Raw genomic sequence first — 22,975 nt, forward strand, 5'->3', positions numbered from 1 at the left:
GTTCCGGCGGCGTCGGCTGCCGCATAGGCACTTTGACGAATACATCGCACTAGCAAGGCAGATACCCCGTCGTGTTCGCCCAGGCTTCCAACACTGCGGCGGGCAGGGAGCCTTGCGCCGGTCGGCCCAGGGTCGCCAGCAGGCGCCTCGAATCGCGCCGCGGCCACGGCGCGGGCTCGAGGTCGGGTCTGTCCAGCTAACGGTGTAACGGGGTTGATGTAGAGGCTTACTGGTCCAGCGGCCCCGGCCCTTCCCTGTTGGGTCCAGGCTCATAATGGCCATGTAGACACATTTGAGGGCAGCCTGCTCGTTCGGGAAGTGCCCACGGGCCTTGACCGCCCGCCGGATACGGGCGTTGACCGACTCGATGGCGTTGGTGGAGCAGACGATGGTGCGGATCTCGGTGTCGAAGGCCAAGAACGGGACGAACTCGGCCCAGGCGTTCTCCCACAGCTTCGTGATCGCCGGATAGCGCTGGCGTAGCGGAAGCTATTCCGTAGCAGGTGGACGACGCACGTTTGGGTGATGGCCAAGGGCCAGACCTTGTCGACCGCGTCTGGCAGGCCCTTCAGTCCGTCACAGACGACCATGCACACGTCGTCCACTCCGCGGTTCTTCAGCTCGGTGAGCACCAGCAGTCAGTGCTTGGCGCCCTCCCCGCCGTCGCCGGCCCACAGCCCGAGGATGTCGCGTTCGCCCTCGACGGTGACGGCCAGGGCGACACAGATCGGCCGGTTGGCGACTTTCCCGTCCCGGATCTTCACGTGGATCGCGTCGATGAAGATCACGGGGTAGACGCGGTCCAGCGGGCGGTTCTGCCACTCGGCCATGCCGTCCAGCACCTTGTCGGTGATGGTGGAGATCGTCTGCCGGGACACCTCGGCGCTGTAGACGTCGGCCGGATGCGCCTGCACCTCGCCGGTGGTCAGGCCCTTCGCGAACAGGGAGATCACCAGGTCGTCCACTCCGGACATCCTTCGCTGCCGCTTGGCCACGATCTTCGGTTCGAACGAGCCGTCCCGATCCCGGGGCACGTCGATCTCGAACCGGACCGACATCCGTCAGCACCGTCTTCGGGTTCAGGACACTGACCCTGCGCCCTGCCCCTGCTCATACTGGGTGTCGGGGTGCGCCATTCCCTCAGGTGAGGACGGATGCGCTCAATGCCGCGCGCCGGCTTTCCGTCAGCGACGGTGAAGGTAATCGGCCGGCATCGCGTCGTCGGCGCGCAGAGGCGGACCGAGGACGGACTGTCCTGCGGCCGCGCCCGCCTCCGCCAACACCTTGAGGTCGACAGCCCAGTCTTCGGGCTGCGGGCGAGCGAGGTCCCATCCCGCCGCGCGAAAGAGTTCCTCCATCCCGGCCGGATTGCACACGGTGAGCAGTTCGGCCGTTTCAGAGGTGAACAGATAGGTGTGGGGCAGGCCGCGCGGCAGGAACGCGGTGTCGCCGGATCGCAGTTCCCACCGCTTGTCGCCAGCCCAGAACACCCCGGTCCCCGAGAGCAGGAACACGGTCTCGTCTTCGTGTTCGTGGACGTGGACGGGCGAGGCCGTCCCGTTGCGCATCGTGGAGCGGATCGCACTCAGCCGTCCGTCGGTCGCGGCGGCATCGAGCGTGATGTGGTGGACGCTTCCGCCGATCCAGGCGAGCCGCTGTTGCTCGCCGGCACGCGCGATGTACGCGAAGGTCACGGGTGACTCCGTTCTGGGATGTCGGATGAGCCGTAGGAGCGCTCAGAGGATAAGTGGGGTGCCACACCACTTACGGTATCGGGGTTCTGATCTGCCGTGCAACCGCCGGGTCGAGTCGTTAGCATGGGGTGCGCCGGGCCGGGTCCGTACGACGGGCCCGGCCACCACAATCCTGCGACAGGTACGACGACACCGTGAGCTCTGAGAATCCGCCGAACCCGCCGACGTTGCGCGCGGACGCGGCGCGCAACCGGGCCGCGATCGTCGAGGCCGCCGCGGTGTTGTTCCGCCGGGACGGTGCCGAGGCATCGCTGGAGGAGATCGCCCGCGAGGCCAAAGTGGGCTCGGCCACGTTGCACCGCCGCTTCCCCGACCGCCAGGCGCTGCTGGACGCCGTGTTCATCGAGGACGTCGGCCGCTTGTGCGCGAAGGGTCGCGAGATGGGCGCGACGGATTCGCCGGCAGAGGCCTTATGGCGCTGGCTCGAACACGTCGCCGTTCACTGTGCCGCCGACGACGCGCTCTCGAAGCTGATCCGCGGCGGGGCCGCTAGTACGACGTCGCAGGCCAGGTCTTTCGTGCTCCTCGCAGAGACAGGCGGCGCTCTTCTCGAGTCGGCCGCAGCCGCCGGCTCCGTGCGTGGCGACGTCTCGATAGGCGAGTTGCTCGCGGTGGTCAACGCGATCGCCGACGCGGCCGCCTCCGGAGCCGGGGACGTCCTGCGCCTCCTGTCCCTCATCCGAGACGGTGCGACGCCCCGCGACCGCGGCGCTCTAGACGTGCGACGCGACTGACGACGTGGCCGGCCGGGGCCGGTGAAGCAAAGCCCGGCAGATGAGCACCACGCGCGTCCTCGCGAAGGCCCCGCACAGGAAGGTACTTCGCCCACCAGGCGTAGGCGATTGCCGCGACCGTGAGGACGAGCCAGGTCGGCGCGGTCCAGATGTGCTGCCGAGCGGCATCCGCAGACAGCATTGACGCCCATCTCAGGGCCCTGTGATACAGACCTTTGAGGTCATCGGTGCGCAGCCACGCGAACCAGTGGGAAGAACGCGATGGGCGCGGCACGGCGCGGAAGACCTTGCGCCTGCCGATAGTGTCGTCCAGGCAGGTCAAGCGGCGTGTTGGTACTCGTAGACGATGCCGCCGAGTCGGTCGTGTCGACGGATGTCGAGCCCGGTGATCCGCTGTGGGTCGGTGATCAGTGCGGGCACTGCACAGAATGGCGCGGCCTGCTGCACGGATTGAGGCGACCTTGCGTGGGCGTCCGGTTCGCCGGGGTCGGCAGTTGTTGGCATGGTGTCGGCGACCGGTGTTCCAAGGGGCCCACTGGCCTCGTTGGCGCGAGCATCGATTTGAGCGAGTTTCGCTTCTGCGCCGGCCAGGCTGACGTGGAGTCCTTCGATCTCGCCGAGCCAGCCTTCGCGTTCGGCCTCGGCGATGCGGTTGCGTAGGTTGTCGCGGATCTCCTCTAGTCGGCCGCGTTGGGCCGGGTCTGGCCGGAGGAGCGAGCACCTGGCACATGCTTCTCTGAACTTGAGCCGATCTTGCTTCTGCGATGCGAAACTCGCTGGTTGGATCTCGGTCGTCTTGCCAGGATCGGCCTGTCCCGTCAACAGGTGTCGCCAGGGCGCCCGAGGTCTTCGTGGCCGAACCGGTGGGAGTAAGAGGCGGCTCGCGGGGTGGTCGCACGCGTGACGCGCGAACGGCGTCCTGAGTAGACCCCACCGGACCTGGCATTCGAGAGCTGGGGTCGGCGTACGACGGGTACTACTGGTCGCGGGTCCTGTCGTGGTAGGTGCGGAAATCGAAGAAGCCCAGCTCGTCGACCCTGAGTTCGTTTTCGATCTCCCGCAGGGTCCAGCAGTGGCCGGAGTAATCGTCGACAGCGACGCCGCCTCGTTGGAGCAGGCAGGATACAAGGCCGCGGATCTCGGCCGTGCCGTCGATACGACCGGAGATGTCGACTTGCAATGCCCAGAATGGGCGGGAACCGAGAGCAGCCTCCAGCAGCCGGACGTCATCGGGTTCCCAGTCGCTGAACAGTTGGCCGTCACGCGTGTCTTCGAGGTTGATGTAGAGCTGTCCGTCCGTCCAAAAGCCGGCCTGGCCGTCGAACAGATCGTCAAGCGTCGCCACGGTCGTGGCCATCTCGCCGCTTGGGAAGACGAAGACGGTCCGCATAAGGCGAGCGTAAGCGGTCTTGGAGGGCGGCGGCCAAGCCATTTCGAGCTGCTCACGACTGCTCGCTGTGGGCTGCGACGGTACGCGCGAAAGCCGGGGCGCGAGTCGGCATGCCCAGGTCGACGCTGTGCAGGTCGCGTCGGTCGAGCTGGGTGAGCTTGTCCTCGGCGCCGGCCAGGCTGACCTTCAGCCCTTCGACCTCGCCGAGCCAGCCTTCGCGCTCGGCCTCGGCCACGCGCGCGATGAGGTTGTCCGGTGTTCCCGCTCGTGGGTGTCGCGACGGCTCTGATCAGCATGGTGGTCGGCATCGGCGCCACTACGGCTGCGGTGGGGGCGCTGACTGGAATCGGGTTTATCGGAAGTGCGCTGGTCTTCCGGGGGAGCGGGATTGCGGGACAGATCTTGCCTGGAGTGACGACGGCGGCAGGGCTGTCCTGCGCGGCGGCGATTGGGGTGGCGTCGGACTGGGGCTTGTGTGGGAGGCCGCTGCCGCTGCGGTACTAGCCGTGGCCACTTTCGAGCTACGCCGAATACTGGGCCTGCGAATCCTCGACGCGCGTTGGTGGTCGGATCGGATCAGCTCGGACGAGCTGATCAGCTTGACGTCTCTTCCGGGCGGCTCGGTGTTCGTATCCCCTCTGAGCTGCGCCGGGACATAGCGCACATGTCCGCCACGGGTGCAGCGTTGATGCAGGGTCGGCGTGTCGCCGATGAGGCTGAGTGTCCTGTTTCGCCAGTGTGTGACGCGGTGTCAGCTATTGACCAAGCATTTCCTCGGCGGTGACCGCCGACGATTCCGGGCACGGCATCAGCTGTCGAGCGCCCAGCGCACGAACCGCAACTTGAGCGCGAACCCTGCCTTCTCGTAGATCCCGGACGCTTCAGACGGGGTTGCCGAGTCCACACGCAAGATTGCGCGGTCGTAGCCCTGATCGGCGGCGGCCCGCAACGCGTGGCCGATCAGCGCGCTGGCGACGCCGCGCCTCCGGTAGTCCCGGAGCGTGCCGATGAGGATGAAGTGCACGGAGCGGTCGCCGGTGGCCACTGTGTCGGCCTCCCAGCACTTGGTCAACAGCATGCTCACTGGAGCCCCGTTCGCCACGTCTCGGAGCAAGAAGCTCAGGTTTGGCTGGAACGCGTGGTTGATCATCCTGTTCTTCCAGTTGTCCACGGGCATTTCCGCCAGACCCGCGTCCTTGAAGGACTCGTTCCGGATCATCCGGAACTCCTCGTCGTTCTGCTCCGACCAGGGCTCCACCCGCAGCTCCTCGGGGACCGCCGCGTCGGGGATCGCCGCGCCGAGCGAGTGCTCCAGTTGCTGGTAGTACCAGACCGGCGCAAAGCCCTGAGACCGGAAGAGCTCGGCCGCGCCAGCGATGTGCTCGGCATTCTGGACCTGGACCACGAGCTTCACCGTCGGGTGCTGCTGCGCGTGCAGCGCCTTCGCCGCCGCCACCCCGGCTTCCACGAGCGCCGTGCCGATGCCTCGGCGGCGGTAGTCGGGGTGGACCCCGCCGTCCATGGAGACCCGGTGAACTTCTTCTGTGGCCGGTTTGTAGCTGACCTTCATGAAGCCGACCATGATGTCGCCGTCGAAGGCGCCGAGGCTCGCACGCTCCAAGTCCAAATAAGGGTCGATCAGCTCCTGGAGGGTGTCCTCCTCGACGTAGTGCTCGCCGATCTTGGCGACGGCTTCCATGGCATTGAGAAGATCGGCACTCCCCTTCGCATCCCCGATGGTGAGCGGTCGCCACGTAAGGGAGCTGGATTCTTCGATCACGCGGCCGACAGTATTCGCTGCGCGTGCGAGCTGCCACCGGGTTTCCCGACGAGGTGAGTTGCACCCGGTCATGGCTGCAAGTCCACGACGCGGGTTTCGAGGTCGGCGATGCGGCGGTCGACGAAGCGGTTGTTCTCGCGGGCGGCGGCCAGCTTGTCGGTGAGGGCGCGGATCTCCGTCTCCTGATCGCGGACGGCACGCTCGAGCGCGAGGTTCCCGCTGGTCATGCGGCTGCGGTCCTCTTCGGTCCAGCCGGTGTCCAGTTCGCGGATCTGGCCGAGGAACTCGGCGATCTGCTCGCGCTGGCGCGGGATCTCGGCGTGCGCGGCTTGAGCGCGTCTTCACTGTTCAGCGCCTGCTCGCGCCAGGAGGCTTCCATCGACTGCTGTTCGGCTTCGCGGCCTTCGGCTCGGCGCCCGGCAGCCTGAGCAGTGCCTGCCTCGATGATCTGTTTGGCCTCGTGATTGTCGTAGAGGAAGGTGCGAGAGACGTCGGCTCGGCGAGCGACGGCGGCGGCCACGGTGATCGGGGTCTTGTCTTTGAGCATGCGGCTGACCACTTCGCGAACTCGGTCGAGGCTCGCCTCGGTGCGAGCTTGACGGGCGGCCAGCGCGCGGCTGGTCCGCTGGGACGGCACCGCTGCCGTGGTGGTGGGCTGGGGTCATGCGTCGTCATCGTTCCTGTTCGGTGTCGTGCGGAGGGTCGTCGGTGGTCTGGGCGAGTTCGGCGGCGCGGAAGGCGAGCGACCGCATCCAGCCGAAGTGGTCCTGGGGGCCGGCCGTAGCCAACGGCCAGGGCCTGCTGGAGCAGGCCGAGGTTTGGCCAGCGCCTTCTGCAAGCCGTCGCGGTGCCGCGAGGAACGCCCGGTCCTCCGGGGCGAACCTGGCCCGGTTTGAGCCCTGCTGCCGCTGCAGGACCGCCAGTTGATGACGTAGGGACAAGATCTCCGCGTTCTTGTCCCGGTCGCTCATCGGCAACAACCCGCAACACCGCGAAGGCGTTGGTGACTGCGAGATAGGTCAGACGCAGAGATCACAGGGGGTGACCCGCAGGTGGACCCCGCACCGGCATGACAAGCCCATACCTTGATGACCTGCCCGGACGAGGTATTCGGCAGGCACAGACCTGTGCGGGTCCTTTTGAGTCGAGCCTTCTGACTCTTGATTCGTGGGCGTGTTGCGTCGCCGTACACGCGGGATGAGCCGGCATGGGGCAGGCCCATATGTAATGCGATCTGTAGCTGTGGTCGCCCGTCCTTCTTCCGCTTCGCGCCGCTGCTCGTGGGTGGCTCGTCCGGTGGCACTGATGGTGACCCGGCGGCGCGTGAGGTTGCCGCTACTTCCATCACCAAGTCCCTCCCAGCGCGGGGCTCCGGCGCTGAGGGTGGTCCGGACCGCCGCGGCCGTCTCGTGTGTGCCGGACCGGTACTTCCAGCCGATGTTGCCGCAGTGCGGCCATGGCGTGGCGTACCTCGTCGACAGCCGGCGTATCAGCACCGTCGTGCTAGTAGGGATCTGACACTCGATCCTGAAGGCCCGCGACCCAATAACGACATCGTCGTCCTCGGCCGGAGCCATGGAACCGGATCGGAACGTCGTGACTCTTTATGTCTCGATCGGCGGACCGGATGAGGGACAGGGAATGCGAAATGAGACGGAACGTCTGGCAGAGTTCGGCGAGTTCGCCGTGGCGCGCCAGCAGCACCTGCTCCGTACGGCGTACTTGTTGTGCGGGGACTGGCACGACGCGCAAGATCTCGCGCAGACCGCGCTGACGAACCTGTGCTACGCCTGGCACCAGGCGCGGCGGGCTGACTCTCTGGACGACTACGCCCATCGCATCCTGATCAACGCCTATCTGAGCCGGCGGCGGAAACTCGGCCGCGAACGTCAGACCTGGGCTGGGATCGATCCGTCCGTTCCGTCGTCCGACCAACCGGAACTTCGGCTGACGCTGCTTGCGGCGCTGGCCGAGCTGCCGAGGAAGGGCCGGGCCGTCCTGGTCCTGCGCTTCTGGCACGACCTGAGCGTGGAGGCGACGGCCGCCATCATCGGGTGCAGCACCGGAACGGTCAAAAGCCAGACCTCGCGGGCTCTGGCCAAGCTCCGCGTCGTGCTCGGCGACTCCCTGACCGACTTCGAACCGCGCGGCCTCGACACCGGCGTGCGGAGAGGGACCGACCATGACTGACCAGACTCCCGAAGACTCCGTCCGAGGCCTGTTCGACCAGGCTCTTGGCTCCGATACCCCGCTCGTGGACTTGGTGCCGGCCGCCCTGGATGGCTACGGCCGCAAGCGCCGCATGCGCCTGGCCGCCATGTCCGGCAGCACCCTGGCCGTCTTGGGTACCGTGGCCCTGGCCTCGGTGCTCGTCGGCGGCGGTGCCGCCCCGGCCGGCCATTCGGCCGGGGCGGGAGCACCGCCCGGGCGGCCGAGCGCCAGCGTCCCGGCTTCGCCCACCCGGACCAAAGCGACTGACGGGCAGCTGAAGCTGTCGACGACGGCAACGTTGCCCGGCTCGGCCTCCGACTACGTCCCCACATCGACGATCAGCGCGGACTGCAAGGGGCCCTGGCTGGCGAAGCCGGATGCGGAGACGTACCCGAACGGGGCGGGGCCGCGGACGCAGGAAGAGGCAAGCTGGGCCTGCCAGCAGCTGCTGCCGGCCCTGCGGAAGGTGCTGCCCGGCGTGACGCTGCAGACCAAACCCGCGACGTACACGTTCAAGGGCACGCCCGGCGCGCCCCCGCCCGCGGACGGCTACCCCGCGGCAGGCCTGGGCGATTTCCAGCTGACGTACAACGGCGGCGCCGCCACCATTGATGTGAATGCCCATGGGAAGAACCCGAGCGTCCCGGACGAGCTGCAGGACCCGAAGACCAGATGCAGCCAGAGCATCGCGACATGTGTGAAGGACGGCGCCTACATCGTCGAAATGGACAAGTCCTTCCCCGAGGGCACGTCCTTCGAGGTCTTTGCACCGGACGGCACAATGGCGACGATGGCGATCAGCGGCGGAGTGCTACCGGCCTCGGGTCTGCCTGAAGTGGGCGGAACCTTCGTGCCGATCCCACTGACAGACGCGCAGCTGAAGGCGTTCGATGGCAATCTTGCGCTCGTCAGGGCGCTCGAAGCGGCTCTTGAGCACTTCAAGCACTGAGTGACGTAGGACTCTGTTGTTGCTGCGGGGCGGCGTTCCCAACTCTGGGGCGCCGCCCCCACGTACGTCGGCGACGAACTCGACGCCACCATCCCCTGCAGCCGCCGACTACGCTCCGGCGAATTGGGCTCCTCGACCCGCGCCCGGTAGGCCTGCCCGAGTGCGACCGATGCCGGCGCGGCGGCCAGTTCGTCGAACTGCTCGACGGTGATCGGCTCGCCGAGTGCGGTCACGGCGTCGAGGTCCGCGGACTGGCAGGCCGTCTCCATCTCGGCGAGCGGCTCCCCCGGCGTCAGGTCGGGGAACTCCTCGAGTCCGTCGGCGAATGGAGAGTAGGCGTAGCCGAGTGCCTCGGCGGCCTTCTGGGGATCTGGATCGGTCCAGGCGTCGAGGAGGTATTCGATGATGACGGCCGCTGCCTGGTAGGGCGTGCAGGCTCCGACGCGCTCGTCGATCCCGGCGGCGGCCAGTGCTGCCAGGTCGGCGTGGGCCTTTGCCCGGCCGATGGCCTGTGCCGCGATGATTCGGTCGACACTCGCCGCTGGAGGTGGTCGTCGATGGTCCTTTCCCCTACCAGGTGAACATGCTCTAGCCCTGGAACCAGCCGCCGGAACTGCTGTCGGGGAGCATTTGATTGACAAGTACCAAGTCTGCTCGACGTGACGATCGGTGTCCCGTACAGGCTGGTCGTGGCGTGCCAGTCGAACGAGCCGTCCGGCGCGAGCTCGGTCGGCGTGCCGACGAGGTCGGTGGCGTTCATCGGGACGCTTGACCCTCACGTGACGTCATGCCGCATAGTCGTCGGCATGGAGGAGCACCTGACTGTCGGGCGTGTGGCGGAGGTGGCCGGCGTGACCGTCCGTACGCTGCATCACTACGACGAGATCGGGCTCGTTCGTCCGTCGGCGCGGACCGCGTCCGGGTACCGGGCCTACTCGGCCGGTGATGTGGAGCGGTTGCGGGAGGTGCTGGTTTACCGGCGGTTGGGGTTCGGGCTGCGGGAGATTGCCGACTTGGTTGGTGATCCGTCCATTGACGCGGTCGGGCACCTGCGCCGGTTGCGTGGGCTGCTGCTGGGGCAGCGTGACAGTGCCGATGCCATGGTGGCTGCCATCGACGGGGAGTTGGAGGCGCGGGCGACGGGGATGACGCTGACGCTGGAACAGCAGCTTGGGATGTTCGGCGCGCGGCTTAATGACGTCATCGGGGACGCGTATCCCGTGACGCGGCACACCGAGCCGCGGATCGCCGAGCAGGTCTGGGCCGCGGTGGGTGACGCGCGGACCGTGTTGAACGTCGGGGCCGGCACCGGTGCCTACGAGCCGCCGGGGCGCGAGGTCGTCGCGGTGGAGCCTTCGGCGGTGATGCGGGCGCAGCGGCCGGCGGGTGCGGCGCCGTGTGTCGGGGCTGTCGCCGAACAGCTGCCGTTCGCCGATCGGTGCTTCGATGCCGCGATGGCGTTCAGCACCGTTCATCACTGGAGGGACCCGATCGCAGGGTTGCGCGAGATGCGGCGTGTGGCCAAGCGGGTGGTGGTGTTCACGTTCGACGCCAGCGACTTCGCGTGGCGCCGCCGCTTCTGGCTCACGCGCGACTACCTGCCAGAGGTCGCCAGCCTCCATGCGGACTGGTCGTTGTCCGATCTCGCGGAGGCGATCGGGGCCCGCGTCGAACCGGTGCTCATCCCGTGGGACTGCGCCGATGGCTTCTTCGAGGCGCATTGGCGTCGGCCCGAAGCCTATTTGGACGAGCATGTGCGCCGCGCGGTATCGACCTGGACCAGGGTCGGCGCGAAGGCCGAGCAGCGGGCGGTGAGCGACCTGCGTGACGACCTCGCCTCGGGGCGGTGGTCCGAGCGCAATCGCGAATTGCTTGGCCTGGATGCGGCGGAACTCGGTTTGCGCTTGCTCGTCGCCTGAGACAACGCCCCTTTTGCCGCCTCGGTCATGTCAGCCGTGGACGGCCATCTGATGCTGCGTGCCTGGCGCAGACTACTACGAAAGGATCTGTGATGAAGCGAACCGGAGACCACACCCCTGCTGCCGAACGACGAGGCGAGCGGCCGCCGAAGGACGCCCGGCAGCTGCTTGCCTCGTCGTTCGGGTCAGCGGCGGTCGCGTACGCCGAACACCGCCCGGACTACGCCAAGGCCGCGGTGTGCTGGGCCCTTGAACCCGCGCCCGGCCTGCGCGTGCTCGATCTCGGCGCCGGAACCGGCAAGCTGACCGCGACGCTGGTCGCGCTCGGTGCCGAAGTCATCGCTGTCGAGCCGGACGCGGCGATGCTGACCGAACTGCGCCGAGCGCTACCGACTGCCCAGGCCCAGGCGTTGCAGGGCAGCGCCGAGGCGATACCGCTGCCGGACGCGTCCGTCGATGCGGTGTTGGCCGGCAACGCCATGCACTGGTTCGACATGGCCGTGGCCGGACCCGAGATCGCCAGGGTCCTGGCACCCGGCGGTATCTTGGCCGGGCTGTGGAACCTCATGGACGACCGGGTCGGGTGGGTTGCCGGCCTCGCGCAGGTCAGCGGGAGCGCGGCCATCGGGCCGCGTGACACGCCCGCCAACTGGCGCATCGAGACGGCCTACATGCACCTCCCCCAGACCGGCGTGGCCGCCCGGTTCGGCTCGGCCGAGCAGGCCGTGTTCGCACATGGACAGCGCCGCACTGCCGACTCCCTGGTGGCAACCCTCGCGACACGCGCAGGGATGCTGGTCAAGCCCGAAGAGGAGCAACAGGCCACGCTCAGCCGGATTCGGGCTTTCCTGGCGAGCAGGCCGGAGACTGCCTGCGGCGAGTTCACACTCCCGATGCTGACCGGTGTGCTGCGTGCCCGGCGGCTGTGACGACGAGGTGTTCTTCGTAGCGCGCGGTACGTCGGCCTATTCTCAGTTCACGACGTGAGTTGTCCAGTTCGCCTTGTCCATACCGAGCGAGGTGATCCGGTCCAGCAGCGCTTCGGGGCCGCCGACCGATGCCAGGGCGTCGACGCCGGCGACAACGTGGTCCAGTACGCAGATGCGCAGGCCCTTGGAGTCCTTGCAGACACCATCACCCTCGGCTGGTTGGGGGGTGTTCGTGGACCCGGACGGCGATGATTGTGAGTCCGACGGCTGCACGACGTACGTCCCAGTCTGCGTTGCCGGTACGGGGCTTAGGCCCGCCGATGGCGTGATTGAGATACTGAAGTACCCGCTCTTATTCGGGGGCCCGTCTGCTGCGTATGCGATGCCCGCGCGCATGCCGACGTGGCCGATCGGATCCGGGTCGTTCAGACCGGCCGAGATCAGCGTGAGGTCCTTTGGCAGGCCCTCGACGTGGAACGGCAACGGTACCGCGGCACCCTCGGTGGTGATCGAATCGGCGACTCTGGTCAGCAGCGCGGTCAACTGCGCGCCGTGGATCGCGTAGTCGCCGCCGAGTGCGAACCAGGAGCCGGATGCGGTCTGCCAAGCCAGTGACAGGTCGGCCGGCGAGTCGGTGGTGTCCGCGACGATGTAGGCCTTCGAGCTTCCGCTGACGGTCGTCGGGGTCAGGGTTTTGTACGGGGACGAGAAATTCGGCTCCCGAGTCCACTTGCTCAAAAAGAGCCCGTTCGATGGCCCGGGGAACTGGCCGATGGGTCCGTTTTGGGCCGGCTGCGCGGGTGAAGCGCTTATTGAGTTCGGGCCGACGTAGTTGTAGATCCCTCCGAGGTTGGGGTCGGTGTCGAGCTGGTAGGAGTTGATCCGGTAGCCGTCCGGCAGGTAGCCGAAGGTGCCGATGGGGATGAGCGGATCGGTGCCGATGAGGTCGGGCGCGGTAGTCGTGTTCGAGCTCGGGGCGGGCGGGTGCGCCGGCGACGTGCCGCCGAGCCCGTTCGCCACCAGCGCGCAGACCGCCACCACCGCCACGCCGCCGCCGACGGAGGCCAGCCGCGAGGCTCGGACCCGGCGCCGGCCGTCGGCCCGGGCCTTGCCGATATCGACGGTGCACACCGGGTCGTCGGCGAATGCGGCCTCCGCCAGGTCGTCCAGTGACGCCCGCAAGTCGGTCATCATGTTCCCTCCGTAACGGTGATCGGATTCGGATCGAGGAGGTCGCGCAGGCTCGCCAGGCCGCGGGAGGACTGGCTCTTCACGTTGCCGGTCGAGCAGCCCATCACCTGGGCCGTCTGCTCGACCGACAGGTCGCAGTAGAAGCGCAGCACCACCGTCGCGCGCTGGCGGGGCGGCAGCCGCGACAACGCCGTCCTCAGATCCAGCCCCAGCTCCACGTCACCCGTGAGAACGGCCAGGTCTGGGTCGGGACGGGACGCGGTCCCGTCGCCTCCGAAGCGGTGAAGGAGCGTCCACTTCGCCCAGCCGGAGCGTTGCTCATTCAGATAGGTGTTGATCAGCGTGCGGCGCGCGTAGCCGTCGAAGTTGTCCCCGTGCGAGGCCTTGTGCCAGTGCACGTAGAGCTTGGTGATCGTACTCTGGACCAGGTCATCGGCGCGGTGTAAGTCCCCACACAGCAAGTAGGCGACCCGCCGGAGCCAGGCTTGGCGCGCGATGACGTATTCGGTGAACTCGGCGTCGCGGTCAGGCTTCGCCATAGGCTTGCCCCTTTAGGCTCGGTGTATGGACACTGACTCAACACACCCGGGCCTGCGTGGGGTTGCACGTCTGTGATGGGTCGTACTCGCTGATCAAGCTTCAGCTGTGAGCTTTCGATGGGCCTGCTCGGTCTGCCACACCGTGCTCGCCGCCACGGCGCTGGCCAGGAGCAGCGCCCAAGCTCCGGCTCCTGGCACGTCGCGGACGTACAGCCCGGGAGTGTCCGGCACTTTGAAGATGTTCGTCACGAGTACCAGTAGTAGACACACGAAGATGACGCCGACCCAGATGCGGCACAGCGAAAGCACGCTGTCGGCGCCGTCTCGCCGCTGAGGAGTCGCTGACCGGCGCAGGAAGGGGACGAACGCGGCGAGCGGAACGTGAGGGTCAGCTGCGCCGTTTGCAGGCCCGATGTCTTGTTGTGCCAGTATGCGTAGCCGATCGGGCGGAAGTTTGCCCCGACGAACGATGCTGCCGCTACGACGATTCCGCCCAGGTGCGAGGCCACCACGCGGCGTGGCGTGGGCGAGGGCTTCGTCGGCGGAGGTACCGGAAGTACTCGATCGTCCGTCACGGTGGTGAGGGCCGCGTCGGCGGTGGTGAGGGCTGCCTCGGCGGTGGGCCGGCGCTGGGGATCCTTGCTCAGCAGTGGGAGAACAGGTCGCCGGCGGGACTGTCGTCGCCGTGCACCGCGGTCCCGAAGTCCGCCAGCAGGATCCCGCCGTCGTCCGCGGGCAGCACGTTGGAGGGCTTGACGGCCCGGTGCACGTTCCCGGCGGTGTGTGCCGCGCTCAGTGCCTTCAGTACTTCCTGGGCGATCTGCCGAACCCGTTCGAGGGGCAGTCTGCCGTTGGCGTCGAGCTCCTCCTGGAGGGAGTGCCCGTTCACCAGCTCCATCACGATCCACGGGGTGCCGTCGTCGACGACCACGTCGTGCACGGAAACGATGTGCGGATGGGCACGCAGCTGGGCGGCGTTGCGCGCTTCGCGCATGGCTCGTGCGATTCGCTCGGCTCGTTCTTTGTCGGAGCCGACCTGGGACAGCTCGATCGCCTTTACCGCGACGTCGATGCGGAGGCTCTCATCGCGTGCCTTCCACACCCGCCCGTAGCCGCCGGCCCCGAGCTCACTGATGAGCCGGTATCGTCCGGCGACCAGTCGTCCCTCACCCGTCATCGTGGACCAAGCTAGGCGCCGCCCTCGCTTTTGCAAGGGCGATCGCCACTACTCGGTGTTCAGCGGGGATTTTCTGTCCCGCTACGAAGTCTCCTGAGTGTTCATGGGAGTCCGGAAGCGTCGCACCTCCTGCGGCCAGCCGCAGGCGACCGCGATCTTTCCCGCCCACAGCCGTGCCGCCTGCTCGTCGTCCACGTCGACGACGGCGAAGCCGCCGAGGTACTCCTTGGTCTCGACGTACGGGCCGTCGGTGAACAGCGGCGTGCCGCTGGACGCGTCGACGCTGAAGACCGGGGCGGTGTCGTCCAGGCCCCCGGTGAAGACGAAGACCCCGGCCGCTTTCATCTCCGCCACCAGCGCCTTGACGGCCTTGGACTTCTCGCGCAGTTCCTCGGCCGTGTGGTCGGGCACCCACTCGTCGTTGAAGGCGATGAGGTACTCGGTCATGTCTCCTCCTTGTTCTGGCAGCTTGTTCCGGCAGCTTCGTCCGGCCGCCTCTCACCTACTCGACGAACTGCTCGCTGCCGATCCGACAGGCTGGCGGAGACTATTTTGCCCGCGAGCAGGTCTGCCGATCCGCCGATGACGAGCTGGTCCGTGACCGGTTCGAGGTCCGAGATCGACGCCGGTTTGTAGCGGCGCGCGCTGCGAGGACGAGCGCGTCGCCGTCCTGTGCCGCCGACGTGGCGAGGAGACGGTTGCCGGTGAGGAGACGGTTGCCGGCGAGGCGGGTGGGGCCGGGTTGGTGGGATGGGTGGAGGAGGCCGGGCCGGCGACGGTACCTCGGTGGGTATCGCCGCTTGAGTCGGCCAGCCAGGTGCCGATCCCCGCGACCGCAGCGATGGCCGCCAGCGATAAGACGGGGCCGGCACCGCCCGGTGCCGACCCCGTCCACACACGATGCGACCGCTTAGAAAGCTGACAGCCCGTTCGGCGTTCCTACGCCGGTGGGTCCGTCGTAGCCGGTGACTGCGTTGCATTGGTAGTCGCCGCCGCAGTCCGTGAAGATGCTGTTGTTGCCGCCGACGACGTCGTTGAGTCCGGCCTTGGCTGCCGGTGCGTAGAACGGGGAGGCGTTGTTGTACTTGGCGGGGTTGCCGGCTAGGGCGATGACGCCGGCGATGAATGGTGAGGAGGCGCTGGTGCCGCCGACGACGTTCCAGCCGGAGGGTAGGCCTTCCAGGTCGGGGGTGTCGGTGACGTAGATGGCCGGGCCGGTCTGCGGGTCGGCGTTGGCGGCGACGTCGGCGACCATGCGGCCGGGGCAGTTGGGATCGGTCTGCCACGTGGGCTTGTCGACCCAGGCCGAGCAGCCGGAGCCGGCGCCCTGCCAGGCGGTCTCGGACCAGCCGCGGGTGTTCGTGGTCTTCGTCAGCGAGGTGCCGCCGACGGAGATGACGCTGCTGAACACAGCCGGCTCGTTGGGTATCCTGTAGCCCTCATCACCGGAGGAGACGGTGATCGCGACACCGGGATGCGCGTAGTGCGCGGCGGAGCCTGGCGTCAGGCTGGACTCGGCGAGGCCGTAGCTGTTGCTTACTTCCGTGGCACCGAGCTTGACCGCGGTGTCGACCGATGCGCCCAGATCGTCGGAGGACGCCGTGTTCCCCTCGACGAGCATGATCTTGCACTGCGGGCAGGCCGCCGAGACCATGTCCAGGTCCAGGGCGATCTCCACGCCCCAGCCCTGGTCGGCCGGCACCGGGGTGGTGGTGCCTTGTTCGTTGACTTTGGTGAAGCAGCCGTTGGCGGTGGTGCAGGCTGGCAGGCCGTAGGTGGAGCGGTAGACGGCCAGGTCTGCCTCGGCGGTGGGGTCATCGCCGGCGTCGACGATGGCCACGGTCTGGTTGGCGCCGCCGGTGGTGGGCAGGTTGTAGGCCGAGTGCAGGTCTGCCGGGCCGAAGCCGGCCGGCAGGGTGGCGGCAGCCGCGTTCGCGGCGCCGACCCGGCCGATGTGTGCGGGCTCGTGGATGTCGGTGCGGGCTTGGGCGAAGCAGCGGTCGAAGCCGGGCTTGGCGGTGGCGCACACGTTCTTCACGTTGGCCGGGGTTTTGCTGTGGACGGCGGCGGCAGAGGCGGTCGTGCTTGCGTTGGCCGGCGCCACTGCGGCGGCGATCGTGCCGACGGCCAGCACAGTGGCCCCCACCACCCCGTACAGCCGATGGTTACCTATTCGGCTCATGATCCTGATCCCCCTCAGCCGATCGTGTAGGCGTTGTCAACGGTCTGCGTGATCGACCCGCCGAGGGCGTCGGAGGCCGTCACCTTCAGCCACGGCGTGCTGCCCTTGGCGCCGCCGTTCGGCCACATCGCGACGTAGTGGCCGGAGCCGGCCGGGATCACCGTCGCGGCGGTCCAGGTCGCGCCCTTGTCGAAGGACACTGACACGGTGGCGCCCTTGATGGCCGCCTGCGACCCGGCCCCCTCATAGGACTGGTGGCCGACGTTCAGGTTCAGGACCGTCAGCGGGCCGTGGGTGGTGTTCATGTCGTCACTGGCCAGTTGGTAGTTCAGGTCCAGGACCGGCAGGATCGAGCACGGCGTGGTGCTGCCGGCCTGCGCGTTGCAGGTGTCGTCGGAGGGCAGCGTCCACTTCGGGTCCGGAGTCGGCGTGTAGGGCACTGTGACGTCGGTGTGCGTCACCGTCGACTGGGAGATCGGGAACTGGCTCAGGTCCTGGTCGTAGACGAACCGGTAGGTGCCGGGGGTCTGGGCCTGGCCGGTGAGCTCGGTGCCGGAGGTGTAGTCCTGAGAGAACACCTGGTTGCCGTCACGGTAGGCGGTGAAGTGCCTGCCGATCGGGCCCTCCGGTTCGCCTTCGGTGTCCGGCGAGCTGTCCTGGTACATGTTCAGGGACAGGTCGACCGTGCCGCCGTCGGCGCACGCGCGGCAGAAGGTGCTGCTCTTGTACTGCCCGACCTGCGGCGTCAGCGGGCCCCGGCCCCACGTGCGCCAGGTGTCGGTGTGCCCGGCGTATGGCAGGTCTTCGGCCTTCATGTTCAGCATCGCGAGGCCGGGACCGCCACTGGACGCTGAGAAGTTCGTGGCCACGGTGCGCCCCCAGTTCAGACCACTGGCCGCGCTGACGTATTCGGTCAGGCTCCCCGGGGAGGTAATCGTTCCGCCGGCGTCAGCGGAGCCGAACGTCGGGACGAAGGGCCCGGTCATGAACAGCCCGGTGTGTGCGGTGTTGCTCGGGTCGCTGACGAAGGTGTTGTGGACCGTGGTCAGTGTCGACGGGTCGACCTTGTACGTCTGGTCCGCGTCGATGTGGTCGGTGGCCGGGAACATCACGTCGTACCGGTAGGGATCGGCGGTGCCGGCCGGGCTCGTGGCGGTCCAGCCGGCCATCTGGTAGCTGAAGGTGCCGAACTGCGCCTTGGCCGTCGGGTTGACGTAGGCGGCTCCGGGGCCGTCGGTGTTCGGGAGCAGAAAGCTGAAGTCGCCGTTGACGTCGGTGCTCTTGAAGAACAGAAAGTTGGTCTGGAGGTCGGCCGGCCGTGGAGTCGTCACCTGCACCTGGGACGTCGCGGTGCGCTGGTCGGCGGTCACGGTGGTCGTGCCGGTGGTGCCGACCGTGACGCCGAGCTGGGTCACCTGGTACGTCTTGGTGAAGTTGGTCGTGGGGTCGTAGCTCGAGAACTGAGTAATCACGTTGTAGTGGCCGGCAGGCACTGCGGCCCGCCCCACCCCGTTGAAGAGCTGGAGGGGGGCGCTCCACCGGGTGACGTCGTCGACGTTGGCCAGGTAGGTGAGACCGTAAGCGGCGGCCCCGTCCAGGCCCACGCCGTTGATCTGCAAGATGCCCATCGCGTAGTGCGGGGTGACGGCCGGCGTACTGCCCGAGGACAGGGCCGGGATCTCGTACTGGGACGCCACGAACTGGCCGGGCGAGGACACCACCGAGTCGGGGATGACGTAAGCGTGTTGCGGGTTCGGCGCGAAGCGGGTGGCCGGGACGCTGCGCCCGTCCGGGCCCAGGACCACGGTGGCCGCGTGGGGACCGGAGCCGGTGACGAGCACCCGGTCGCCGTTCGGCAGGGTGGTGATCTGCGGGGCCGCGGTGATCGCGAACGGGGTGGCGGCACCGGTGGCGCCGGTTGCGCCGGTTACGGAAAGCGCGGCGTTGGCCGCGGCGGCACCGGAACCGGCGGCGGTGGCGGTGGCGGTGGCGGTGGCCAGGCCCAGGGCCATGGCCGCCGCCAGGGTCGGGACACGGCGGGTACGTGCTAGCACAAGCAGTTCCTCCAGTTGTTCGCCATGGCATCAGTGCTCGGATGTGCCCGTGCACCGAAGCAATGTGCTCTTGCTTGCAGACAACTTGGAGGAATCGAATAGTTGGCCGGTGTCGCGAATTCGTTCTCTGATCTGGTGGGCGATCGCCCCCCCTCATCCAGCCTTTCCGTTGGCGTGGCGGTAGAACTCGGCGTGATCAGGCTCCAGGGGTGTGTTCCCGAGGAGCAGGTCGGCAGACTTCTCCGCGAGCATCATCACCGGGGCGTAGATGTTGCCGTTCGTCACGTACGGCATGGCGGAGGCGTCGACGACGTGCAGTCCTTCCAGACCGTGCACCGCCATGGTGGCCGGATCGAGGACCGCCATCTCGTCGGTGCCCATCCGGGCCGTGCACGAGGGATGCAGGGCGGTCTCCCCGTCCTTGGCCACCCACTGCAGGATCTGCTCGTCGGTCTCGACGGCCGGGCCGGGGGAGATCTCGCCGTCGCTGTACTCCGCGAGGGCGGGCTGCGCGAGGATGGACCGGGTGACGCGGATCGCCTCGACCCATTCACGGCGGTCCTGTTCCGTGGACAGGTAGTTGAACCGCAGTGCCGGTTTGGTGCGGGGGTCGCGGGACTTGATCTTCACGCTGCCGCGGGCGTCGGAGTACATCGGACCGATGTGCACCTGGTAGCCGTGGCCGCCGGCGGGGGCGGAGCCGTCGTAGCGGACGGCGATCGGCAGGAAGTGGAACATCAGGTTGGGGTAGGCGACGTCCTCGTTGCTCCGGACGAAGCCGCCGCCTTCGAAGTGGTTGGTGGCGCCGGGGCCCTTGCGCAGGAACAGCCATTGCGCGCCGATGAAGGGGCGTCGCCACATCTTCATGGCGGGCTGCATCGACACCGGCTGCTTGCACGCGTGCTGGACGTACACCTCCAGGTGGTCCTGGAGGTTCTCGCCGACTCCGGGCAGGTGCTGGACGGTCTCGATGCCGAGGGCTTTGAGTTCCGCGGCGTTGCCCACTCCGGAAAGCTGGAGCAGCTGTGGGGTGTTGATCGCGCCGCCGCAGAGGATCACCGTGCCGGCGCGGGCCTGTCGCGGTGTCCCGTTCCGGTGGCTGTATTCGATGCCGACCGCGCGTTTTCCCTCGAACAGGACCCGGTGGACCATCGAACGGGTCTGGACTTCGAGGTTGGGCCGGTTCAGGACCGGATGCAGGTAGGCGCGGGCGGCGCTCAGCCGCCGGCCCCGGCGCAGGTTGCGGTCGAAGGCTGCGAAGCCTTCCTGGCGGTACCCGTTGACGTCGTCGGTCAGCGGGTACCCGGCCTCCTGGACCGCTTTGAAGAAGGCCGGGAACAGGGGATTGGAGACGGGCCCCCGCTCCAGCACGAGGGGTCCGTCGTGGCCGCGGAAGACGCCGTCCTTGTCGGCGAGGCAGTTCTCCATCCGCTTGAAGTACGGCAGGCAGTGGGCGTAGTCCCACTCCTTCATGCCCGGGTCCGCGCCCCAGCGTTCGTAGTCGAGCGGGTTGCCGCGCTGGAAGATCATGCCGTTGATGCTGCTCGAACCGCCGAGGACCTTGCCGCGGGCGTGGTAGATGCGGCGTCCGTTCATGAACGGTTCCGGCTCGGACTCGTACTTCCAGTCGTAGAAGCGGTTGCCGATCGGGAAGGTCAGGGCGGCGGGCATGTGGATGTAGACGTCCCACGGGTAGTCCGGCCGGCCTGCTTCCAGGACCAGCACCCGATGGGCGGGATCGGCGCTGAGACGGTTGGCGAGGGCGCAGCCCGCGGAGCCTCCGCCGACGATGATGAAGTCGTAGTGCAGGGACATGATTCTCCTGCCAGAACTGTCGGCACCCGCACCGGGTGCGAGTTTCTTATAGCGAAACTACAACCGTGGTGCGCAACAGTCTTACCTCGTGTTCACCGTCCGTCAAGGCTTTCCACCTCTTGCCAACTGTTGCTCTCTCCGCAACACTGTGCGTAATCCGAGACAGCTGTGGAGGTGGGTCACCTTGACGGACAGCGAGGGTTTCCTTCTGACGCTGACCTGTGCGGACCATCCCGGCATCGTGCACGCGGTGTCCGGGTACCTGGTCCGGCAGGGCTGCGACATCATCGACAGCCAGCAGTTCGGCGACCAGGAGTCCGGCCGCTTCTTCCTGCGAGTCCACTTCTCCGGCGGTGGCGGCGGTGGCGGCGGTGCCGGCGGGCCCGGCCTGGACGCTCTCCGGGCGGGCTTCGAGCCGATCGCGACCGCCCACGGAATGACCTGGCAGCTGCACGACGCCGCCACCCGCCCGCGCGTGCTCATCATGGTCTCGCGCTTCGGCCACTGCCTGAACGACTTGCTGTACAGCTGGCGCGCCGGCACCCTCAAGGTCGACATCCCGGTCATCGTCGCCAATCACCCCGACTTCGCAGGGCTCGCCGCGTCCTACGGCATCCCGTTCGTGCACGTGCCGGTCACGCCCGAGACCAAGGAACAGGCCGAGGAACGGCTGCTCCAGCTCATGGACGAGCACCGCGTCGATCTGGTGATCCTGGCCCGCTACATGCAGATCCTCTCCGAGAACCTGTGCAAGCGCCTCGACGGCCGGGCCATCAACATCCACCACTCCTTCCTGCCGAGCTTCAAGGGCGCCAAGCCCTACCACCAGGCGCACGCCCGCGGCGTGAAACTGGTCGGCGCGACCGCCCACTATGTCACCCCGGATCTGGACGAGGGCCCGATCATCGAGCAGGAGGTCATCCGCGCCGACCACACCTTCTCGGCCGAGGACCTGGTGACCGCCGGCCGCGACGCCGAGTGCCTCGCGCTCTCCCGCGCCGTGCGCTGGCACGTCGAGCGCCGGATCCTGCTCAACGGCGCGCGCACCGTCGTCTTCCGCTGACGCCGACTGTCTTCCGCCGCACCGCTGTACCCGATTCAGGAGCCCCGCCCATGCCCGAGCATCTGCCCGAACACCCCGACTGGCTGTGGCGCACCCCCAACCCCAAGCGCTCCTACGACGTGGTCATCGTCGGCGCCGGCGGCCACGGGTTGGCGACCGCCTACTACCTCGCCCGCAACCACGGCGTCACCAACGTCGCAGTCCTCGAACGCGGCTGGCTGGCCGGCGGCAACATGGCCCGCAACACCACGATCATCCGGTCGAACTACCTCTGCGAGGAGAGTGCGGCGCTGTACGAGCACGCGCTCAAGCTCTGGGAGGGGATGCCGGAGGAACTGGACTACGACTTCCTCTTCAGCCAGCGGGGCGTGCTGAACCTCGCCCACACGTTGCAGGACGTCCGCGAGGGCACCCGCCGGGTCAACGCCAACCGGCTGGGCGGAGTCGACGCCGAGTGGCTGGACCCCGACCAGGTCCGCGAGTTCTGCCCGATCGTCAACACATCCCCGGACGTGCGCCACCCGGTTCTCGGCGCCACGCTCCAGCGGCGCGCCGGCATCGCCAAGCACGACCACGTCGCCTGGGCCCTGGCCCGCAAGGCCGACGCGTACGGCGTCGACCTGATCCAGGGCTGCGAGGTGACCGGCTTCCTGCGCGACGGCGATGGCGATCGCGTCGTCGGAGTCCAGACGAGCCGCGGTCCCATCGCCGCCGGGACCGTCGCGCTCGCCGCCGCCGGGCACACCAGCGTCCTGGCCGGGATGGTCGGGCTCCGGCTGCCGCTGCAGAGCCATCCGTTGCAGGCGCTGGTGTCCGAGCTCCTCGAACCGGTGCATCCGACCGTCGTCATGTCGAACCACGTGCACGTGTATGTCAGCCAGGCGCACAAGGGCGAGTTGGTCATGGGCGCCGGCGTCGACGCCTACAACGGGTACGGACAGCGCGGCTCGTTCCCCATGATCGAGCACCAGATGGCCGCGGCGCTGGAACTCTTCCCGATCTTCGCCCGCGCCCACGTCCTGCGGACCTGGGGCGGGATCGTCGACGTCACCCCGGACGCCTCGCCGATCATCGGCCCGACCCCGATCGGGAACCTGCACCTCAACTGCGGGTGGGGCACCGGCGGGTTCAAGGCGACGCCCGCCTCGGGATGGGTCTACGCGCACTCCATCGCCACCGGCGCACCGCATCCGCTGGCCGAGCCCTTCGCCTTGGAACGCTTCACCACCGGAGCCCTCATCGACGAGCACGGCGCCGCCGCCGTGGCGCACTGAATCTCTTCAAGGGG

22 protein-coding genes and 2 pseudogenes are annotated in these 22,975 nt (G+C 68.0%); 7 read left to right on the forward strand and 17 right to left on the reverse strand.

Translation table 11 applies throughout. From position 1 onward, the window contains the following. Positions 1-234 precede the first annotated feature (234 nt). Both ABH926_RS26855 and ABH926_RS26860 read right to left on the reverse strand, forming a co-directional pair. Positions 235-1,083 (reverse strand): annotated as a pseudogene (locus ABH926_RS26855) (IS256 family transposase); the annotation flags it as partial. Positions 1,084-1,184: 101 nt separating this feature from the next. Then, positions 1,185-1,694, reverse strand: coding sequence for a cupin domain-containing protein (locus tag ABH926_RS26860; protein ID WP_370368556.1), 510 nt, complete (start codon positions 1,692-1,694; stop codon positions 1,185-1,187). A gap of 194 nt (positions 1,695-1,888) precedes the next feature. Between ABH926_RS26860 and ABH926_RS26865 the strand changes: the two genes are divergently transcribed. Then, positions 1,889-2,488 (forward strand): TetR/AcrR family transcriptional regulator, encoded by a 600-nt coding sequence (locus ABH926_RS26865; RefSeq protein ID WP_370368557.1) that lies wholly within the window; start codon positions 1,889-1,891, stop codon positions 2,486-2,488. A 516-nt stretch (positions 2,489-3,004) separates the two neighbouring features. On the opposite strand, the pseudogene ABH926_RS26870 reads toward ABH926_RS26865, so the two are convergent. The 7 genes and pseudogenes from ABH926_RS26870 to ABH926_RS26900 form a co-directional block, all read right to left on the reverse strand. Continuing rightward, positions 3,005-3,220, reverse strand: a pseudogene (locus ABH926_RS26870) (site-specific integrase); the annotation flags it as partial. Between the two features lie 244 nt (positions 3,221-3,464). Further along, on the reverse strand, positions 3,465-3,878 hold the full coding sequence (locus ABH926_RS26875; RefSeq protein WP_370368558.1) for a hypothetical protein: 414 nt from the start codon (positions 3,876-3,878) through the stop codon (positions 3,465-3,467). A 52-nt stretch (positions 3,879-3,930) separates the two neighbouring features. After that, entirely contained in the window at positions 3,931-4,113 is a 183-nt protein-coding gene (locus ABH926_RS26880; protein WP_370368559.1) for a hypothetical protein, read from the reverse strand. Positions 4,114-4,686: 573 nt separating this feature from the next. Next, entirely contained in the window at positions 4,687-5,730 is a 1,044-nt protein-coding gene (locus ABH926_RS26885) for a GNAT family N-acetyltransferase (RefSeq protein WP_370368560.1), read from the reverse strand. After that, positions 5,727-5,885, reverse strand: coding sequence for a hypothetical protein (locus ABH926_RS26890; protein ID WP_370368561.1), 159 nt, complete (start codon positions 5,883-5,885; stop codon positions 5,727-5,729). Before ABH926_RS26890 ends, ABH926_RS26885 begins: the two co-directional genes overlap by 4 nt. Continuing rightward, the gene (locus ABH926_RS26895; protein ID WP_370368562.1) at positions 5,882-6,295 is read right to left on the reverse strand and encodes a DUF6262 family protein; all 414 of its coding nucleotides are present in this window, start codon (positions 6,293-6,295) and stop codon (positions 5,882-5,884) included. Before ABH926_RS26895 ends, ABH926_RS26890 begins: the two co-directional genes overlap by 4 nt. Positions 6,296-6,329: 34 nt before the next feature. Beyond that, a complete protein-coding gene (locus tag ABH926_RS26900; protein WP_370368563.1) occupies positions 6,330-6,629 on the reverse strand; it encodes a hypothetical protein in 300 nt (99 codons plus the stop codon). A 670-nt stretch (positions 6,630-7,299) separates the two neighbouring features. Between ABH926_RS26900 and ABH926_RS26905 the strand changes: the two genes are divergently transcribed. The 4 genes from ABH926_RS26905 to ABH926_RS26920 all read left to right on the forward strand — a co-directional run bounded on the left by ABH926_RS26905 (position 7,300) and on the right by ABH926_RS26920 (position 11,666). Beyond that, positions 7,300-7,848, forward strand: a complete 549-nt coding sequence (locus tag ABH926_RS26905; RefSeq protein ID WP_370368564.1) for a SigE family RNA polymerase sigma factor — start codon at positions 7,300-7,302, stop codon at positions 7,846-7,848. Beyond that, positions 7,841-8,818 (forward strand): hypothetical protein, encoded by a 978-nt coding sequence (locus tag ABH926_RS26910; protein ID WP_370368565.1) that lies wholly within the window; start codon positions 7,841-7,843, stop codon positions 8,816-8,818. The genes ABH926_RS26905 and ABH926_RS26910 overlap by 8 nt, the downstream gene beginning before the upstream one ends. Before the next feature lie 806 nt (positions 8,819-9,624). Then, positions 9,625-10,737 carry a MerR family transcriptional regulator gene (locus ABH926_RS26915; protein ID WP_370368756.1) on the forward strand — a complete coding sequence of 371 codons (1,113 nt, stop codon included), beginning with the start codon at positions 9,625-9,627 and terminating at the stop codon, positions 10,735-10,737. A 92-nt stretch (positions 10,738-10,829) separates the two neighbouring features. Next, positions 10,830-11,666, forward strand: a complete 837-nt coding sequence (locus ABH926_RS26920; protein ID WP_370368566.1) for a class I SAM-dependent methyltransferase — start codon at positions 10,830-10,832, stop codon at positions 11,664-11,666. Positions 11,667-11,708: 42 nt separating this feature from the next. On the opposite strand, the gene ABH926_RS26925 is transcribed toward ABH926_RS26920, so the two are convergent. The 8 genes from ABH926_RS26925 to betA form a co-directional block, all read right to left on the reverse strand. After that, entirely contained in the window at positions 11,709-12,860 is a 1,152-nt protein-coding gene (locus ABH926_RS26925; protein WP_370368567.1) for a hypothetical protein, read from the reverse strand. After that, positions 12,857-13,396, reverse strand: a complete 540-nt coding sequence (locus ABH926_RS26930) for a SigE family RNA polymerase sigma factor (RefSeq protein WP_370368568.1) — start codon at positions 13,394-13,396, stop codon at positions 12,857-12,859. Before ABH926_RS26930 ends, ABH926_RS26925 begins: the two co-directional genes overlap by 4 nt. Positions 13,397-13,489: 93 nt before the next feature. Continuing rightward, entirely contained in the window at positions 13,490-13,627 is a 138-nt protein-coding gene (locus ABH926_RS26935) for a hypothetical protein (RefSeq protein ID WP_370368569.1), read from the reverse strand. Between the two features lie 412 nt (positions 13,628-14,039). After that, positions 14,040-14,573 carry a serine/threonine-protein kinase gene (locus ABH926_RS26940; protein ID WP_370368570.1) on the reverse strand — a complete coding sequence of 178 codons (534 nt, stop codon included), beginning with the start codon at positions 14,571-14,573 and terminating at the stop codon, positions 14,040-14,042. An 81-nt stretch (positions 14,574-14,654) separates the two neighbouring features. Then, positions 14,655-15,020 carry a YciI family protein gene (locus tag ABH926_RS26945; RefSeq protein ID WP_370368571.1) on the reverse strand — a complete coding sequence of 122 codons (366 nt, stop codon included), beginning with the start codon at positions 15,018-15,020 and terminating at the stop codon, positions 14,655-14,657. Between the two features lie 463 nt (positions 15,021-15,483). Beyond that, on the reverse strand, positions 15,484-16,755 hold the full coding sequence (locus ABH926_RS26950; protein ID WP_370368572.1) for a S8 family serine peptidase: 1,272 nt from the start codon (positions 16,753-16,755) through the stop codon (positions 15,484-15,486). Positions 16,756-16,769: 14 nt separating this feature from the next. After that, positions 16,770-18,809 (reverse strand): hypothetical protein, encoded by a 2,040-nt coding sequence (locus ABH926_RS26955; RefSeq protein WP_370368573.1) that lies wholly within the window; start codon positions 18,807-18,809, stop codon positions 16,770-16,772. A 153-nt stretch (positions 18,810-18,962) separates the two neighbouring features. Further along, positions 18,963-20,627, reverse strand: coding sequence for a choline dehydrogenase (betA, locus tag ABH926_RS26960; RefSeq protein WP_370368757.1), 1,665 nt, complete (start codon positions 20,625-20,627; stop codon positions 18,963-18,965). A 181-nt stretch (positions 20,628-20,808) separates the two neighbouring features. On the opposite strand from betA, the gene purU reads away from it, so the two are divergent. Then, complete coding sequence (purU, locus tag ABH926_RS26965; RefSeq protein WP_370368575.1) at positions 20,809-21,687, forward strand: formyltetrahydrofolate deformylase; 879 nt, start codon at positions 20,809-20,811, stop codon at positions 21,685-21,687. Between the two features lie 50 nt (positions 21,688-21,737). Further along, positions 21,738-22,961: a sarcosine oxidase subunit beta family protein gene (locus ABH926_RS26970; protein WP_370368576.1), complete on the forward strand. Its 1,224-nt coding sequence runs from the start codon at positions 21,738-21,740 to the stop codon at positions 22,959-22,961. Positions 22,962-22,975: the final 14 nt, after the last annotated feature.

This window comes from Catenulispora sp. GP43 (genome assembly GCF_041260665.1).
Lineage (GTDB): Bacteria > Actinomycetota > Actinomycetes > Streptomycetales > Catenulisporaceae > Catenulispora.